The sequence below is a fragment of the Solidesulfovibrio sp. genome (genome assembly GCF_029978005.1).
Lineage (GTDB): Bacteria > Desulfobacterota > Desulfovibrionia > Desulfovibrionales > Desulfovibrionaceae > Solidesulfovibrio.
Genome location: NZ_JARKOZ010000002.1, coordinates 22,806 through 40,344, shown reverse-complemented (window position 1 = coordinate 40,344; position 17,539 = coordinate 22,806). Strand labels below are relative to the sequence as shown.

The 17,539-nt window shown below is 62.0% G+C and carries 12 protein-coding genes; 2 read left to right on the top strand and 10 right to left on the bottom strand.

Annotated features, from left to right (window positions below):
* The first annotated feature begins 27 nt into the window (after positions 1-27).
* Positions 28-1,584, top strand: coding sequence for a sigma 54-interacting transcriptional regulator (locus tag Q1K70_RS00240; protein WP_300154100.1), 1,557 nt, complete (start codon positions 28-30; stop codon positions 1,582-1,584).
* Between the two features lie 166 nt (positions 1,585-1,750).
* Here the strand turns inward: Q1K70_RS00240 and Q1K70_RS00235 are convergent, their stop codons facing one another.
* From Q1K70_RS00235 to Q1K70_RS00205, 7 genes are all read right to left on the bottom strand, one after another.
* Positions 1,751-3,193 carry a nitrogenase component 1 gene (locus Q1K70_RS00235; RefSeq protein WP_300154097.1) on the bottom strand — a complete coding sequence of 481 codons (1,443 nt, stop codon included), beginning with the start codon at positions 3,191-3,193 and terminating at the stop codon, positions 1,751-1,753.
* A gap of 37 nt (positions 3,194-3,230) precedes the next feature.
* Positions 3,231-4,607 carry a nitrogenase iron-molybdenum cofactor biosynthesis protein NifE gene (gene nifE / locus Q1K70_RS00230; RefSeq protein WP_300154094.1) on the bottom strand — a complete coding sequence of 459 codons (1,377 nt, stop codon included), beginning with the start codon at positions 4,605-4,607 and terminating at the stop codon, positions 3,231-3,233.
* Between the two features lie 43 nt (positions 4,608-4,650).
* Positions 4,651-5,058, bottom strand: a complete 408-nt coding sequence (locus Q1K70_RS00225; protein WP_300154091.1) for a NifB/NifX family molybdenum-iron cluster-binding protein — start codon at positions 5,056-5,058, stop codon at positions 4,651-4,653.
* 139 nt (positions 5,059-5,197) lie between these two features.
* Positions 5,198-6,559: a nitrogenase molybdenum-iron protein subunit beta gene (gene nifK, locus Q1K70_RS00220; RefSeq protein WP_300154088.1), complete on the bottom strand. Its 1,362-nt coding sequence runs from the start codon at positions 6,557-6,559 to the stop codon at positions 5,198-5,200.
* A gap of 2 nt (positions 6,560-6,561) precedes the next feature.
* On the bottom strand, positions 6,562-8,181 hold the full coding sequence (locus Q1K70_RS00215; RefSeq protein ID WP_300154086.1) for a nitrogenase component I subunit alpha: 1,620 nt from the start codon (positions 8,179-8,181) through the stop codon (positions 6,562-6,564).
* Positions 8,182-9,739: 1,558 nt separating this feature from the next.
* The gene (locus Q1K70_RS00210; protein ID WP_300154084.1) at positions 9,740-10,087 is read right to left on the bottom strand and encodes a helix-turn-helix domain-containing protein; all 348 of its coding nucleotides are present in this window, start codon (positions 10,085-10,087) and stop codon (positions 9,740-9,742) included.
* A gap of 53 nt (positions 10,088-10,140) precedes the next feature.
* A complete protein-coding gene (locus Q1K70_RS00205; protein WP_300154082.1) occupies positions 10,141-11,205 on the bottom strand; it encodes a sigma 54-interacting transcriptional regulator in 1,065 nt (354 codons plus the stop codon).
* A gap of 1,066 nt (positions 11,206-12,271) precedes the next feature.
* On the opposite strand from Q1K70_RS00205, the gene Q1K70_RS00200 reads away from it, so the two are divergent.
* The gene (locus tag Q1K70_RS00200) at positions 12,272-13,693 is read left to right on the top strand and encodes a sodium:proton antiporter (RefSeq protein WP_300154079.1); all 1,422 of its coding nucleotides are present in this window, start codon (positions 12,272-12,274) and stop codon (positions 13,691-13,693) included.
* 406 nt (positions 13,694-14,099) lie between these two features.
* Here the strand turns inward: Q1K70_RS00200 and Q1K70_RS00195 are convergent, their stop codons facing one another.
* The 3 genes from Q1K70_RS00195 to Q1K70_RS00185 all read right to left on the bottom strand — a co-directional run bounded on the left by Q1K70_RS00195 (position 14,100) and on the right by Q1K70_RS00185 (position 17,485).
* Positions 14,100-15,320, bottom strand: a complete 1,221-nt coding sequence (locus Q1K70_RS00195; RefSeq protein ID WP_300154076.1) for an MFS transporter — start codon at positions 15,318-15,320, stop codon at positions 14,100-14,102.
* A 216-nt stretch (positions 15,321-15,536) separates the two neighbouring features.
* Positions 15,537-16,859, bottom strand: a complete 1,323-nt coding sequence (locus Q1K70_RS00190; protein WP_300154074.1) for a TRAP transporter large permease — start codon at positions 16,857-16,859, stop codon at positions 15,537-15,539.
* Entirely contained in the window at positions 16,859-17,485 is a 627-nt protein-coding gene (locus Q1K70_RS00185) for a TRAP transporter small permease (protein WP_300154071.1), read from the bottom strand. Before Q1K70_RS00185 ends, Q1K70_RS00190 begins: the two co-directional genes overlap by 1 nt.
* Between the last annotated feature and the right edge of the window lie 54 nt (positions 17,486-17,539).

Below are 17,539 nucleotides of genomic sequence, written 5' to 3'. Positions count from 1 at the left end.
CCGACGCGCGACGGAAACGAACCGCGCTTGCGGGAATGCCGTTCCGCCGCCTGTCGCGACAGGATCGTGCCCGTGCTGTCGGCCATCAAGCGGGCGATATCCGAAAGGAGCGGCCTGTCCCGCGTCCTCGAGGGGCTTCTCGAGTACATGCGCCACGACATGGACATCAATCGGTCGATCATCAGCCTCTTTCGTCAGGAAGCCGGCGAAATCCTCGTCTACGAACGTTTCGGGGCAACGGAGGAAGAACAGGACAGGGGCTTGCACTGCCTGAGCGACTGGGCCATCGAAAAAACGTTTCGCTTGCCCAAATCGATCGTCATCCCGAGGATCTGCGACGACCCGTCGTTCACGAATCGCAAAAGGAGCCTGCTCGACGCCGGGGACCAGGCAAGCGCCTTTTTCAGCGTGCCCATCGTCCGCGGCCCGAAGGTGCTGGGCAGCGTCAGCGCCATCCGGCGCTACGACGACGACGACGTCATGCGCAACCATGTCGAGGCCCTGGAGGTCGTCTGCTGTCTTCTGGCCCAGGCCATGGACCTCCATCTCGCCGCCGGCCGGGACAGGTGCGATTTCGAGCGGCGACGCCGCGAACCGAGCCACGAACGCCGCGACCTGCTCAAGCCCGCCAACATCATCGGTGCGTCCAAGGCCATGCTGGACGTCTTCGCCATGCTCCACAAGGTCGCCGGCACCAGGACCACCGTGCTCGTGCTCGGGGAAAGCGGCGTGGGCAAGGAGATGATCGCCAACGCCATCCACGCGGCAAGCCCCTGCGCCGACGGCCCCATGGTGACGTTCAATTGCGCGGCCCTGCCGGAGAGCATCCTGGAAAGCGAACTGTTCGGCCACGAGAAGGGCGCGTTCACCGGCGCTTCGCAACTGCGCAAGGGACGGTTCGAGGAGGCGGACGGCGGCACGATCTTCCTCGACGAGGTGGGCGAGCTTTCGCTCGGGGCCCAGGCCAAGCTGCTGCGCGTGCTCCAGGAACGGACCTTCGAGCGCGTGGGCGGAGGAAGGGCCGTGAACGTGGACATCCGGGTCCTGGCCGCCACCAACCGGGACCTGGCCGAGATGGTGCGAAGCGGCGCCTTCCGCCAGGACCTCTATTTCCGCCTCAACGTGTTTCCCCTCGTCATCCCGCCCCTGCGGGAGCGCGGCGACGACGTGGTCGCCCTCTCCGAATACTTCGCCTCGAAGTTCTCCCTGGAAAACGGCAAGCAGGTCGACAGGATCACGACCTCGGCCCTCAAGATGCTGCTCGGCTACCACTGGCCGGGCAACGTCCGCGAGCTGGAGAACGTCATCGAGCGGGCGGTGATCCTGACCGAGGACGACGCCGTTCACGGCCACGACCTGCCGCTTTCCGTGCAGTCGGCGGTATTTGCCGACGGGGAGGACCGGCAGGGCCTGGAGGCCCGGCTGGCGGCCGTGGAATACGAGATGCTCGTGGAGGCGCTGCGCCTGCACGGCGGCAACCTGACCAAGGCCGCCAAGGAGCTGCACCTGACCCGCCGGACCCTGACGCTGCGCATGAAGAAGTACAACCTGGCCTACAAGGCGTTCCGGCGCGGCGAGGAGTGAGCCGGGCCCGGCCGGCACGCGGAAAAGCGCAAGGCCCGGACGTCGCCGTCCGGGCCTTTTTTGCGCCGTGCCGCCTGGGCGGGAAAAGGCGACGCCGGGGGGGGGGGCGTCGCCGCGTCCGCCCGGGCTCCGGATTTCCCCGTCGCCCCTTGCGACGGGGAGGGCGTCAGGAGGCGCGAACAGGGTCCGCAATCGGGCCTCCGGCCGCGATCGGACCGTCCCCGGCCCTGTCCCGGCCGGAGGCATCGTCCGGTCGATGGTAGCGCTCGCGCATGACCACGCGGTGCATGCCGAACTTTTTCGCCAGCCTGGCGTTGACGACGTCGTCGAGGAGCTTGAGCGAGCCGGCGTAGCCGGTGTAGACCAGCCGCTGTCCGCCGTAGCGGTCGTTGATGGGAAAGCCTATGCGCACCGGGGGGATGCCGTGCTTCTCGGTCAGCTGTTTGCCGGCGGAATTGCCGATGGCGAGGTTGACGCCGCTTCGCAGCGCATGGTGTTCGATGGTCTCGAAGTCGGTGTCGTCGAGGACGATGGACGCCTCGTACGACTCCTTGAGCAGTTCGCGCATCAGGGCGCGAAACAGCGGGCTCTCCGCGCCGGTGCTCAGGACGGCCGGCGCGATGCCGTTTTCCGCGCACAGGCTCGCCACTGCGGAGACCAGGTCGGGGTCGCCGTAGACCAGCGCCCGGATCTCGCCGCTGACCTTGTGCATGTCGATCATGCCGTCGAGCAGCCGGCCGCGGTCCTCGTGGAACTCCGTCGGGACCGGACGGCCGGCGAGCCGCGCCAGGGCGCGCATGAAGGCGTCGCAGTTGGCCAGCCCGATGGGGATCGGGCAGCGGGAAAGCGGCACGCCGAACTGGTCCTCGAGATATTTGCCCGGCGAGATCTGGTCGGGGATCGTCGCGCCGATTTCCAGCGTCGCCCGCGCCCCGGCCATGGCCGCGATGTCCGCGTGGGGCGTGCCCCCCTTGGGGATGCGGTGGAACTCCCGGGAGAAGGGGGCGTCGAAGGTGGCGGAGATGTCCGGGAAGACGACGGCGTCCAGGCCGAAGGCGCGCAGCATGGCCTTGATGTTGCGCACGTCGCCTGGGCTCACGTGGGCCATGACCACGTTTATCCGCTCGTGGCGGGGCGTTTCCCGGGCCACGTGGCGCGCGACGTCGCGCAGGGTCCGGAAGTAGCCTTCGTAGAGGGTGCCGCCGTAGCCGGGCGTGTTGGTGGCGATGACGCTGACCTGGCCGATGTCGTTTTCAGCCTTGAATTCCTTGACGATGCGCACGACATCCTCGCCGATGGTCTCGGCCAGGCAGGTGGTGGCCACGCCGATGAAGGTCGGCCGGTAGAGCTGGATCAGGTTCTTGAGGCCCTTCTTGAGGTTCCCTCCGCCGCCGTGGATGGTGGCGTTCTCGTGCAGGGACGAGGAGGCGATGTCCATGGGCTCCGAGAAATGCGTGGTCAGGTGGGTGCGCAGGTAGGCGTTGCATCCCTGGGAGCCGTGCAGCATCATCATGCTGTTTTCGATGCCGCGCAGCGCGATGGCCGCCCCCATGGGCATGCACATCTTGCACGGATTGATGTTCAAGTTGACGAAATTGCGCTTTTTCATGTCGTCCCTTCTTCTCAAAGCAGTCCCAAGGCCGCGTCTACTCCGTCAACTCCGTCCTGGCCCATTTCCAGACAGGACTGTTTGACGTCACGTCCAGCTCCTTGATGAAGTTGATCATGCCTTCGTAGGTGGTCAGGGGGTATTTCCGGTCGTGGTTGAAATCCACGAAAGGCACGCCCATTTTAAGCGCCAGGGTGCGTTCCTTGACGTTGCCCACGAACAGGTCGGGCTTGTATTCCCGGACGTATTTCTCGATTTCCGACGGCGAGGTGTCGTTGATGATGACGGCCCCGTCCACGGAGAAGTCCCGGATGATCGCGTAGTCCTCGGCGCTGCCGTGCTGGGTGCCGATGAGCACGGGCCGCACCCCGAATTCCTTGAGCAGGCGGATCATGGCGATGGCCTTGTAGGCCCCGCCCACGCACACGGCGGCGGTCTTGCCGACCAGCCTGGCGCGGTATTCGGCGATGATGGGCCCCACATGGGCCTCTTCCGCCGCGACCAGGGCCAGGGCCTTTTCCACCAGCGCCCCCCCGCCGAGGCGCTCGGCGATCTGGACCAGGGAGGTCTTGATGTCGTTAAAGCCGATGAAGCGGACCTTGAGGGCGGGGATGCCGAAGCGCTTCTCCATCTGCTGGCTCAGGTAGGCCATGGAGCCCGAGCACTCCACGATGTTGAGCGTGGCGCTCGGGGCCTGCATGAGCCGCTCGCAGGAGGCGTCGCCGGTGACGCGCGCCACGACCTCGACGCCGATCTTGCGCAGGTAGCCCTCGATGATCCAGATCTCGCCGCCGTGGTTGTAGTCCCCGAGGATGTTCACGCCGGGCCGCTTTTCCCGGGGCGCGTCGCCCATGAGCTCCAGAAGCGCCGCGCAGGCCAGCTTGTAGCCCATGGGCTTGGCCCCGACGAAGCCGCTGGACTTGACCGGGATGACCCGGATGCCGTGCTGGGCCTCCTTCTTGCGGCACACCGCCTCGATGTCGTCGCCGATGACCCCGACCACGCAGGTGGCGTAGACGAAGACGAGCCGGGGCGTGGGCGTGTACTGCGCGACGATCTCGTCGATGGCCGCGGCCAGCTTCTTCTCGCCGCCGAAGATGACGTCCTTCTCGCGCAGGTCGGTGGAGAAGCTGTTGCGAAACAGGCTCGATCCGCTCGTCAGGCTGCCGCGCAGGTCCCAGGTGTAGCTGGCGCAGCCGATGGGGCCGTGCACCAGGTGCACCGCGTCGGTGATGGGGTTGAGCACGACCCGGGCCCCGCAGTAGACGCAGGCCCGCTGGCTGATGGAGCCGGCGATGGTTTCCTTCTCGCACCGGATGCCGCCGCCGCACCCGGAGTCCTTGATCATGATATGCGATTTGCGTTCTTCCAGAATGTCCCTGACGTCGAAAAGGGACTCGGCCGGTCCTTCCATGGGCATCCTCCAAGGGCGGCGCGCCCGGACCCGGGCGCGCCGATCACTCGCCTTCGAACAGGAAGTCGTGCTTCAGAATCCTCTGGAGCCACAGCGGCTGCTTGCCCTTCATGAGCGCCTGCAGCTTGTCCAGGGAGGCGTCGATGGCCTCCGGCGCGTTCATCTCGATGGGGTAGACCTTGGCCGCGATGACCTTGTCCGCGATGGGGCCGCCGATGCCGGAGATGAACAGGAGATCGGCCCCGCGGATGGCGTCGATCCGTTCGTCGATGCGAAACGGCTTCTTGCCGCTGATCCTGGAGACGGGGCCGTCGTCGTCCCCGGGGGTGAACTCGACTTCCCGGAGCAAGGCCCAGCCCGCCTCGGTGACGTCGTAGAACAGGAAATACCTGGCCAGGGCGAAGTGCCCGTTGAGCGTCTGCTTGTCTTGCGTGGCGACCACGACTTGCATGGGAATCTCCTTTGGCAGCGCGAAGGGGCGGTCCAGGACCGGCCCGACCCGGAACGCGCGGCCGCGCTGTCCGGCCGCGCCGGCGGGACCGGCACGAGGGCGCGCCGGCCCGCCTCGCGGGAGGCGGGCCGGCGCCGCGCTACATGATCAGCTCGATGTCCTCGTCCTTGGCGTCCCGCTCCTGGCGTTCGAGCAGGGCGTTGCCCATGAGCTCCAGCAGGCGCATGAGCCCCCGGTAGCCCACGACGGGCTGGTAGGAATGCACGCCCCTGTCCATGATGGGGAAGCCGACCCGGACAAAGGGAATGTCCTCGGCGCGGGCGATGTATTTCCCGTAGGTGTTGCCGATGAGCAGGTCCACGGGCTCGTTTTTGATCCACTGGTGCAGGGCGAACAGGTCGCCGGCCGCCTTGGCCCTGCCTGCCACGCCGGCCTTGGCCAGCAGGGCGTTGACGCGTTTCTCGAAATCGTTGGACGGGCTTCCGGTCAGGACGAAGGCGGGGATCATGCCCAGTTCGAGCAAAAAGCCGGTCAGGCCGATCATGATGTCCGGATCGCCGAACAGGGCCACCCGCTTGCCGAAGTAGTGCTGGTGCAGGTCGGCCATGATGTCGATGATCTGGCCGCGCTCCTCCTCGAGTTCCGCCGGGATTTCCCTGCCCGTGAGGCGCGACAGCAGCATCAGGAAATCGTCCATGACGTCGATGCTCATGGGCGTGTCCATGATGTGCGGCGCGACGCCGCACCTGTTTTCCAGTTCCCTGGCGGCGGCGCCGGAGGCGAACTGGCCCAGGGCGACCGTGGCCAGGCAGTTGCCGGCGTCGATGATGTCCTCGATGCGCGTGCCGCCGTCGGGAAAGATGTGGTAGTTGCCGGTCAGGGGCGCGTCCATGACGCCGGTGGTGTCGGGCAGCATGGTGTAGTCCACGCCCATGGCCTTCATGATGCGCTTGATCTCGCGCATGTCGCCGGGGTTCACGAAGCCCGGGACGAGCAGGATCTTGCCGTTGGGGGCGCCGGTTTTCGCGCTGAGGTAGCGGATGGCCGCCGCGGTCATGTTGGCGAAGCCGAGGATGTGGGAGCCGACGTAGCTCGGCGTGTTGGCGTGGATGATGTATTTCCCTTCCGGCTTTTCCGAGGACCGGATGATCGTCGGCAGGTCGTCCCCGATCGTCTCCGAGAGGCAGGTGGTGTGGATGGCGATCATGTCCGGGTCGTAGATGTGGAAGACGTTGTTGATGGCCGTCTTGAGGTTGGCCATGCCGCCGAAGACGCTCGCGCCCTCGGTGAAGGAGCTGGTCGAGGCCTCGGCCGGTTCCCGGAAGTGCCGGTTGAGATGGCCCCGGAAGTACATCTGGCAGCCCTGGGAGCCGTGGCTGTGGGGCAGGCAGCGGTGGATGCCCAGGGCGGCGTAGGTCGCGCCCAGGGGCTGGCAGGTCTTGGCCGGGTTGATGACCACGGCCTTGCGTTCCTTGATTTCCTTGGGGGTATGGTCGAGCATGGCTACAGCACCTCCGCCAGCGTGCGTTCGGGCGCGGCGTCGCGCCTCCATTTCGGTTTGATCAGCTTCCACACCGGGGTGGTCAGCCCCATGGCCACGTCGTGGGCGAAGACGACCGCGCCCTTGAAGCCGGCGAAGGGGCCGCTGTAGTCGTAGGAGTGGATCTGCTTGGAGAGCGTCCCCATCTTGTGGATGACGTACTTCTCCTTGATGCCGGAGCCGAACAGGTCGGGCTTGAGGACCTTCATGAACGACTCCATCTCGTAGTGGTTGATGTCGTCCACCACCACGCTGCCGTCGGTCATGATCTTGATCATCCCTTTGAAATAGTTGATTTCCATTTCCTTGTTGAGCTCCTCGAACTTTTCCTTGGACAAAAGGAGGCGGTACATCTTCTCGTCGGGCTGGCCGGTGATGTTCTCGATGTTCTTGTTGTCGGCGTTTTCCTTGATGAAGGGGATGACTTCGCGGCCTTCGTAGTCGTCGCGGTGGGCGAATTCGAAGCCGGCCAGCACGGTCTCCATGCCGATCTCCTCGAACAGGCCTTGAAAGTGGTTGGCCCGGGAGCCGCCGACGAAAAGCGCCACGGTCTTGCCCTGGCAAACGGCCTTGTACTTCTCGATCTCGGGCTCGATCGCCTCCAGTTCCCCGTAGATGAACTCCTCGGTCCTGGTGATGAGTTCCGGATCGCCGAAATACAGGGCCATGTCGCGCAGGGCCTTGATGGTGGCGCGCACGCCGAGGAAGTTTACCTTGATCCAGTCCGTGCCGTAGGTCTCGCGCAGCAGCTCGGCGTTGTAGTTCGTCGAGCGGTGGCACTGCACCAGGTTAAGGTCGGCGAAATGGGCGTTTCGCAGGCGTGCGACGGAGCCGTCGCCGGACATGATCGAAAGGATGGTGTAGCCGAGGCTGTGGAGCATCCGTTCGATTTCCCAGCCGTCGCCGCCGATGTTGTATTCGCCGAGGATGTTGACGGAATACTTCTTCTTGACGGAAGGATCGGTGCCCGTTCCGATGACGTTCTTGTACAGGCCGTTGTTGGCGATGTGGTGTCCGGCCGACTGGCTCACGCCCTTGTAGCCCTCGCAGCCGTAGGCGATGGTCTGGATGCCGAACTGCTCCTGGGACCAGCGGGCCACGGCCTGGATGTCGTCGCCAATGAGCCCCACCGGGCAGGTCGAGCAGATCATGATGCTCGGCGGGTTGAAGATGTCCACGATCTCGGTGATGGCCTGGCGCAGCTTCTTCTCGCCGCCGAAGACGACGTCTGTCTCCTGCATGTCCGTGGAAAAGCAGTAGGGGAGGTAGTTGTGCTTGTCCCCTTCGTTCATGCGGGCCTTGTTGCGCCGGGTGAGCCAGCTGTAGTAGCCGCAGCCTATGGGCCCGTGGGTCAGGGCCACCGTGTCCTTGAGAGGCCCCACGACCACGCCCTTGCAGCCGGCGTAGCAGCAGCCGCGCTCCGTGATGATGCCGGGAACCGTCCGGCAGTCGGCGACGATTTCCTGGGGCGCTTCGCTGGAATCCACGACCAGGACGTGATCCTTCCGGCTTTTGTAGGTCTTGCCCTTGTAGTGGTCCAGTATCTTGGTGACCTCTTCCTTCATGACGGCTATGTCGAGCATGCTTTACCCCTACAGTGCGATGGTTGCTGAATCTTCAAACGAGGGCCGAAGGCCGGTTCTCCCTCGTCTTGTCCCGAACGGAATCCACAAAGACTGGTTTCTCATGCCGGGTTCCCTCGACACGGATGATGCGCAGCACGTTAAGAGATATTCAATACTTTGTTATCAAAGACTGTTTTTTGAATTTTCCGAAGAATAGCGAAATGCGTGCCAGCACATCGAGGGCGGACGGGAGGGCTTCACCGAGACACGCCCCGGGACGTGGCTATCGGAAAAAAATCACGTAAAAACATATTGTTACTATGTCTCCTTTCTCTCGCTTGCTTGCTCCTGCGGCGGGAGGAGAAGGCAGGGACGGGCGGGGCATGTGTTCACGGGGGAACGGCGAGGAGCGGCCGGATGCCCAGGCCCGAAAGCGTCGGCGGCCTCCCCGTTGCCGGTCGTGGGCGACTGTATTCAAATAAAAATTAATTATACTAATATATTGCCTGAGGATGGCCGAGACAGGGCGTTGATGTGTTCCTTCGTGGCGCGGGATTGTTCTGATTCGAACAATTTTCGTATCATGCAGTTATAAATGATAAAAAATGGGATCGTCTGCCGGCCGGCTTCTTCGTGGGGCCGGGCATGCCGGTTGGAGGCCAGTCCCCGGCCCGGGGGCATGGGCACGGGACGCTTTCCGCCCGTGCGTCGGCCGGGTCACCGTGGCGGGGCATGGGGCATTCGGCGTTGCGCAGCAGGGAGCGGTCCGGTTGGCGCCGAGGCGACAGCACGGGACCTTCGCGCGCAGGGGGTGACGGGATGGCCGGCGAGAGCGAGCCATCGCCGCGACGGACGGGCGAAGACGGGGCGGGATGGGGCGCAACAGAAGGCAAGGGCATGCCTTCCGGCATTGCCCCTTGCCTGACCCGGGCCATGACGCGGACCGGCTGGAGAAAAAGCCTTGCAATATACTGTCGGACAAGTGTCGGACAAGAAACCGTTGCATGTAACGGTAGAATTGCCGTCCCATGTGACGGTTGACAGAGCACCACATGGGACGGCGTAGAGCATATATTAACAGGTTATTTTTCCGGTGTCATATATAATGCCGGGGGGGGGCACATGGATTATACGTCGACAGACCGTCAGGACGCGATGCGAAAACGCGACCGCAAAACGGGAATTGAGTATGTCCAATTTCGATGTGAAACTGAAATAATGGATGTGATCCGAGAACAGGCCGAAAGAGAGGTAAGTCGCTGTCGAAATATTTGCGAGGGTGGATGGCGCATTCCGTCGAGCAGATGCGCAAACGCGAAACCGTGCAACGTCAGGTTTCAGCGTCAGCGTCGGGGATATTGATCCGGAAGTGAAGCGGAACCATTTACAAACAGACGTTGCTTCGGATCCCCTCTATGGGCGTAGGACTCGCCTTCATTCATCCACAAATGAGCCAAATCCGTTTTTGTATCAGCTTGGATAGCGATCCTCCCGCACAGGCCGATAGATCGGGCCCCGATGCTACTGCTGCTGATTAGGGAACCGTCCTGACCAGGAACCGACAAGAAAAATGTGCTCAGCCAGTGTTCCTATGGCGGGAATGCAAACGTTTTGTGGGTGGTTGCACGGGGTGCAGCAATTCCCGGCCCCTACGGGCGTCATCTGACGCTTTTTTTGCGAGAGCGGACCCATCCGTCGCGCTGTGCAGTCCGAGATCCCGCATTTTCTTGTAGAGTTTGTTGCGGGAAATGCCTAGGACGCGGGCGGCCAGGGTTTTGTTGTATTCCGTGCTGGCCAGCACGGCCGCCAGCACCTTGCGCTCGGCTTCGGCTCCGGCCTTGGCGAGATTCTGTTCTTCCACCTGGAAATTTTCGGCGGGCTTGGGCCGTTCATTGCGCATCTCACGCAGGAATCGATCCGGCAAGTGATCGATGGTCAGGACATCGCCGTCATCCTCAAGGCTGTACAGCGCGAAGGTCAGGATGTTTTTGAGTTCGCGGATGTTGCCGCGCCAGGAGTAGAGGCTGAAAACGCGGTAGAGTTCATTGGAGATCGTGATTTCCCTTCGAGAATATTCAGCCTGTGGTAGAGATCTTCCCGGAAATTTCTGTTTTTTACCAATTCGGCGAGATTTCTATTGGTCGCGGCGATAAGGCGGAAGTCCGAATGCAGGCTGCCGGAATGGGCAATCTTCTGTATCTCGCCGCTTTCCAGAACGCGCAAGAGCTTCGCCTGCAGGGGCATGGGTAGCTCGCCGATTTCATCAAGAAAAATCGTGCCTTTGTCCGCCTGTTCAAATTTCCCCTTCAACCCTCCGGACTTGGCGCCGGTGAATGCTCCAGCTTCATAACCAAAGAGTTCCGACTCCATCAGTTCATGGGGCAATGCCGCACAGTTTACAGTGACAAAAGGCTTTGAAGCGCGATCGCTGGCCGAGTGCAGAGCCTGGGCAATCAATTCTTTGCCCGTACCGCTCTCGCCGATAAGCAGAATGGGTTCTCTGCTCTTGGCAAAACGCCTGCCGCGCTTTTTCATGGCCTGCATGGCCTCGGATTCTCCGACAATGCTCTCAAAGGTATGGAGCATCCCGTGTTTCTTTTGCGTCTTGCGCTCGTAGTAATGCGCCTGCATCTCAAGGTTTCGTACCATCTCCAGCAGCGAAAGAAGTTTATCCTTGCTGATGTTGGGGGAAACGCTTTCGATGGTGACGCCTACCAGTTCTCCTTTCGCATCCAGAACAGGGTAGCGGAAGGAAACCCCCTGGGCGTTGTCCTTGGTGACGCTCGAACAGAGCGTGAGTTTTCGGGTGCGAATTGTCGTCATAACCCCCTGCTCGGCGGTGAGAAAAAGCTCAGAGACGTGCTTGCCGACAATGTCCGCCGGGAGGTTGTACATTTCCAAATATGTCTTATTGGCATAGAGGAAGTCGCCGGTCGCGGACAAAATGGCTATGCCGGTGTGCAGCAATTCAAAGACCCCGGAGTACGGGCTCTCGGCAAGTTTCGCGAGCGCTTCGGGCGTAGCAAAATTGTGACTGGGCATACGATGGTCCTGTATTGGCTGCATAAAAGCCCAATTGGCCCCCGCCATTGTCGAAAAGGCAGAAAGATCGCTTGAGGACCAAAATGGGAACAGTTAAATTCAATTTTTTTTTCAACATTAGTGAGGAAAGTCGCCGCCGTCAATAGGCCCAAGACGGACATGCGCTCATCTCCAACAGTCCTGTCCCTGTAGTCAACTTTTCCGCTGCAGCCTTCAGGCCAGAGAATGTCATGCAACTATTCTAACTGTCTTTTTTTGAATGATTTTTTTGGGGAATATACGACGCGGTTGTTCATGGGTGTACCGATTTCGTGACAAACAGCACATATATGAAGGCGACCGTCTGTTGTTAAATGCAGTAAATTCAGTATGTTGGATTGAGTGCGGTCGGCGCGGCGACAAGGCGCTATGATTTTTGTCTCGGCCGTAGGCGCGGAAGGTCTCCTGTTAAATATAATATTTTGAAATTATTATAAATATTTTTTGGTATGGGCCTTGCTAGATATGCAAAGGCCGTCCGATGTCGACGGCTCCAGGCACATGGGGGGGCGGGCAGCGCCGCGGGGTGTTTTTCGGGGGCGTTTGCGCCGGAAAGCGGGGGCATTGGGAAACGCATTGGGCAACTCGCGAGGTTTGCTTCGATCTCTCAAACTAACAAGGCCGACTGCGACATTCGTATCGGGCCGCGCCAATAGGTGCCTCGCTGGAAGGGGGCACGCCATCATTTTAAAGAAACAATACGAACAAAGGTCAAGGTCATTTCAGAAGGGGCCAGTGCTTTGACGGAAATGCGCGAGGATGCAGCAAAGAAATGTTGCCCTGACGATATGAAAAAAGCAGCCGGTGCGGCGAACGAGTTCGGATGGAAGATGATTCTATGCGGTGGAAGAGGGCATGAGCCGAAAGGAAGGCCTTGTTCTTGAAAATGCGAGCCGGAGAGGCCAGCGCAGGCCTGGAGAAAATCTACTGCATCTCGAATGATGCGGACAATCGGGGATGTCCTTTTTGGAGATGGAAATAGTATTGAAGATTAACGCCTCTACACGTTAGATTACTTGGAGTAGCCATGCCGACGTTCATGATTCTTCTCGCCATGTTTTCGGCTCTGCTAGGCATTCCCGCTACGGCCCTGGCCGACCAGCACCTCTCCGTTCCTGGTGCGCAACTGACGATCTACTGGGCCATCCCATTTGCGTGCATGTTGCTTTCCATCGCCTTGATACCGTTGTTCGCGCCGCAATTCTGGGAGCACCATTTCGGCAAGATTTCCGTCTTCTGGGCGATGGCCTTCCTGGTTCCCTGCGCGTTGGCGTACGGGTTCTCCGTCGCCTTCTACGAGTTCCTGCATATCATTTTGCTGGACTACATTCCTTTCATCATCTTGCTTTTTACGCTCTTTACCGTCGCCGGGGGCGTGCGGCTCAAAGGGTCGCTCACCGGGACTCCCTTGGTCAATACCAGCCTGCTGGCCATCGGCACTGTGCTCGCAAGCTGGATGGGCACCACCGGCGCGGCCATGATACTCATCCGTCCGTTGCTGCAGGCCAACGCCCATCGCCGCTACAAGGTGCACAGCATCATCTTCTTTATTTTCCTGGTCGCCAATATCGGAGGTTCGTTGACGCCCTTGGGCGATCCGCCGCTGTTCTTGGGCTTTTTGAAAGGCGTCAGCTTTTTTTGGGTCACGACCAACCTTTTCCCCAAGACCCTGATGATGGTGGTGGCCTTGCTGCTGATTTACCTGACGATCGATTCCGTCCTCTACGCCAAGGAAGGCAAGCCCCTGCAGTCGTCGGACGGCCAGGAGGCGCCGGAGAAGCTCGGCATAGACGGGAAGATCAACCTGCTCTTTCTGCTGGGCGTGGTGGCGGTGGTTCTGGTCACCGGCCTCTCCCCGCTGGGCGTCGTCACGACGATCTACGGCATCCCCATCGAGGGGCAGAACCTGCTGCGCGACGTGTTGCTGCTGGGCATCGCCTGGCTGTCCCTGCGCTGCACCGACGGCACGTGCCGCGAGTTGAACTGCTTTTCCTGGGCGCCCATTCAGGAGGTGGCCAAACTTTTCCTGGGCATCTTCATCAGCATGATTCCGGCCATCGCCATTTTGAAAGCCGGGAGCGATGGCGCGCTTTCCGGACTCATCCAACTCGTGACCCACAACGGCCAGCCCGACAACGCCATGTACCTGTGGCTCACGGGCATGTTGTCGAGTTTCCTGGACAATGCTCCGACCTATGTGGTCTTTTTCAATACCGCGGGCGGCGATCCCATGCACCTCATGCACAACGCCCCCGCCACCCTGGCCGCCATTTCGGCCGGCGCGGTCTTCATGGGCGCCAACACCTACATCGGCAACGCGCCCAACTTCATGGTCCGGTCCATCGCGGAAAACCAGGGCGTGCGCATGCCGAGCTTTTTCGGCTACATGGCTTGGTCCGTGGGCATTCTGATCCCCCTGTTCCTGCTCCTCACCTGGGTGTTCTTCTAGGCCGGACCGGGCAAGCTCGGGGCGGGGCGTCGGCTCCCGGGCCCCCCGGCCGAGCGCCTACCGATCCTGACGATGCGGCCCTGTCGCCTGCGCAAGCGGGCCCAGGGCCGCCGGTCTGCAGATCGAGGCGACCAGGCCTGCCGGCTCATGCCGCGGCACGGACACCGTTCCCACGGCCGGGGGCATCCCCGGCCCGCTGCTTCGCCGTGTCCCCGCGCCGCTTCGCCGCCGGGGAGTCGCCGCCGCAAACGCCGCCCCGCGCTTCGGCGCTCCCCATCCGCTCGCGATGGCGCAGTATCCTATGCCGCCGGCCCCGGCGCGAAGCAAAAGGGCTTGCCGGGCTTCCGGACGCTGCCCCGCTATGCCGCCGGCGCAGCGCCGTCAGGCTCTCCGAGGCCATTGGCGATCAAGCGGCGACCTTGCGCCACCGAGGGGCCTCTTCCTTGATCGGCAGGTTCACCAGGGCGGCCATGCTCGCCAGGGCGACGTCCACCCACCAGACCCACAACAGGTTCCCCGAGGTCTCCATGGCCACGCCGCCAAGCCAGGCCCCGAAAAAGCCGCCGATCTGGTGCGTGAAGAAGGTCAGCCCGAACAAGGTCGCCACGTAGCGCTGGCCGAACAGCTTTCCCACGATGCCGGCCGTCGGGGGCACGGTCGCGAGCCAGGTAAAGCCCGTGGCCGCGGAAAAAACATAGAAGGCCAGTTCCGACTTCGAGGAGAAGATGAACAGCATGATCATCACGGCCCGCGCGGCATACGTGGTGGCCAGCACGTTTTTCATGCGGTAATACTTGCCGAGAATGCCGGCACCGATGCAGCCGGCGATATTGCACAGGCCGATCAAGGAAATGCTGGCCGCGGACACCGCGGCGGTGTGCCCGCAGGCGGTCACTTCGCCGGGAAGGTGCGTGACGAGAAAGGCCACGTGAAAACCACAGGTGAAAAATCCGGCATTGAGAAAAAGGAAGCTCGGGTCGCGCAGGGCGGTACGGATTTGCTCGCTTAGGCCCTCGCGCGCCAGCGGCGTTTCCGGCCTGAACACGTCCGGATGGCGTTCGGACCTGGGCACGGGCGGATTGCGCCGGCAAAGCGCCCAGGCCGGATAGACGGCCGCCAGCGCGACTGCGGCCAGGACCGCCAGGCTGGTGGAGTAACCGCGCAGTTGGATGCAGAACTGGACGATGGGCGCGAAGACGAACTGCCCCAGCGATCCGCCCGAATTGATGATGCCGCTGGCCACCGAGCGCTTGTCTGCGGGGATGCGGCCGCCCACGATCCCGATGAGGATGGCGAAGCTGCCGGCCGCGATCCCGGCCGGGGAAAAGAGCCCCTGGGCCAGGACGAGGATCCAGACGTCGTCCGAGGCCATGGTCAGGAACTGGCCGGCCGCGATGCAAAACGCCCCCACGGCAAGGGCGGCGAACGCGTGGCCTTTGTCCACCCAGGCCCCGAAGAGCGGCTGGAACAGGCCCCAGGATATCTGCCCTATGGCCAGCGCCATGCTCACTTCGGCGATGGTCAGGCCCTTGTCCATGATGATCGGATGGACGAACAGGCCCACGGTCAGGCGCACGCCGTACGCGACCATGAGGATGAAGCCCGCGAGAAAAACGCTCGTCCACATGCCGTACGCGGGAAGGGGCAGGCCGGGCGCAGCCGCGCGGGCCCCGGATGCATCAGACATACTCGCCTCGCAGTCTTGAGGGGGGAATCCCGCCGGGCGTGAATTCCGGCCCATTGCACGACGAAGGCCGGGAAAAGGCTGTCGCCTTTCCCCGGCCTTGCCAGCCCATATGCAAAACCGGGCTGCGCATTTTGCCATGTCAGGACTTAGGAACCGTCAGGGATGGGAACTGCTCATCATGTGGTGCACAGGACCCAGGACAAGATCCGGCCAGATGCACATCACAAGGACGGTGATCATGAGGATGAACAGGAACGGCGCCGCCCCCTTGTAGATGTTCATCACCGATATGTGCTGGCAGACGCCGCGCACCACGAACACGTTGAGGCCGACCGGGGGAGAAATGCCGGCCAGCACCATCATGACCGTCACGAACACGCCGAACCAGACCGGGTTGACGCCGTACTGCTGGGTGATGGGGAACATGAAGGGCATGGTCAGGACCAGGATGGACGTGGACTCCAGGATGCAGCCCAGGATCAGGAAAAGAACGAACATCAAGAAAATAAGCATGTTGTAAGACATTTTCATGCCGACGAACATGTCCACCATGTGGTGCGTGGTGCCGGTGGTGACCATGAAGCGCGCCATCAGCCAGCCGCCGATGAACAGGAAGAAGATGGCCGCGCTCATCTTGGCCCCTTCCCGGAAGGCCGGGACGAGCAGTTTTTTGGTCAGCCGCCCCATGCAGGCCGCGATGATGATGACGCCCACCACGCCCATGGCGGCAGCCTCGGTGGGGGTGGCCAGGCCGCCGTAGATGCCGCCCACGACGATGGCGAAGGTCACCATGATGGGAATGGCGGCGGGCAGGCACTGGAAGCGTTCCTTCCAGGTGCAGCTGGGCTGCTTCGGCCCCATGGACGGGGTGATGCAGCAGCGGACGATGCAGTACAGGGCGAACAGGGCCGTGGTGAGCAGGCCGGGGCCGAGAATGGCGATGAACATCTCGCCCGCCGACTGGTCCGTGAGCACCGCGTAGATGATCACGAACACGCTGGGCGGAATGATGGCCGCCAGGCCGCCCGAGGCGGCAATGGCGCCCGCGGCCAGCTTCTGGTCGTAACCGGCTTTTTCCAGCTCCGGGATGACGGTCGAGGCCATGGTGGCGGAAGCCGCCGCCGTGGAACCGGTCACCGCGCCGAAGCAGGCCGCGGCGAAGATGCCCGCGGCGGTCAGGCCGCCGGGCAGAAAGCCTATCCATCGTCGGAAGGCCACGAAGAGGTCGCCGACAATGCCGGTATGGTAGGCTATGGACCCCATGAAGATGAACAACGGGATACTCATCAGGGAAAAGTTGCTCGCCTGTTCCCAGGCCACGAACATGGTCTGGGTCGAGGCATTGACGACTCCCAACGTGAAGCAAAGCCCGATGCTGGCCACGGCGCACATGGCATAGGCCATGGGCATGCCCGCTACGGATAGGGCGAGCATCACGACGATGCCGGCATATCCCAGCATGACTGGATCGAAATGCATTACTTTCTTCCTCCGTTGCGAAGTTGCTGATACGCGTGGACGGCATTGGCGAGCAGGGCCAGCGTAAGTACGAGGAAGCCGAACGTCATGATCACGCGCATGGGCCAGAAGGGATAACGGAAGTCGGTCCCGCTCTCCTTTAAAACGATGGAGGTGGGGATCTCGAAGGAGCTGCGGATGGTCGCGGCCAGCATCCACAAGAAAGCGATGGACCTGGTCACCATGTCGCAGATCAGTTTCTTTTTCTTCGAATAATTCGCATAGAGGATGTCGAGCAATATGTGGTCGTTGTCCAGTTCCACTCGGGAAACGGCAAGAAAGATGCCGCCGATGAGGAACAAGCCACTGCCTTCGATGGCCCAGGACAGGGGCGTTCCGAAGAAGTTGCGGCCAATGACGTCCGTGCAGATGACCACCAAAATGGCGGGATAGAGCACATACATGCTGCCTATGAGGCAAAGGTCGGCCACTTTGTCCAGGGCCTTCATCCAGCCGACTTTGGGCAGGTCTTCGACCTCCTCTTTTACGGGAACGCAAGGACCGCATTTCCCCGCCACATCAAGATCATCGATCGCCAGCTCAGCCCAGCCGGCTCCACCGCTGGGTTCCGTGTCGTCTTTCAGCATAGGAAGCTCCTTGTCGGTGCGAAAATACCCAGCTGGACTCCGGAACCGCGATTC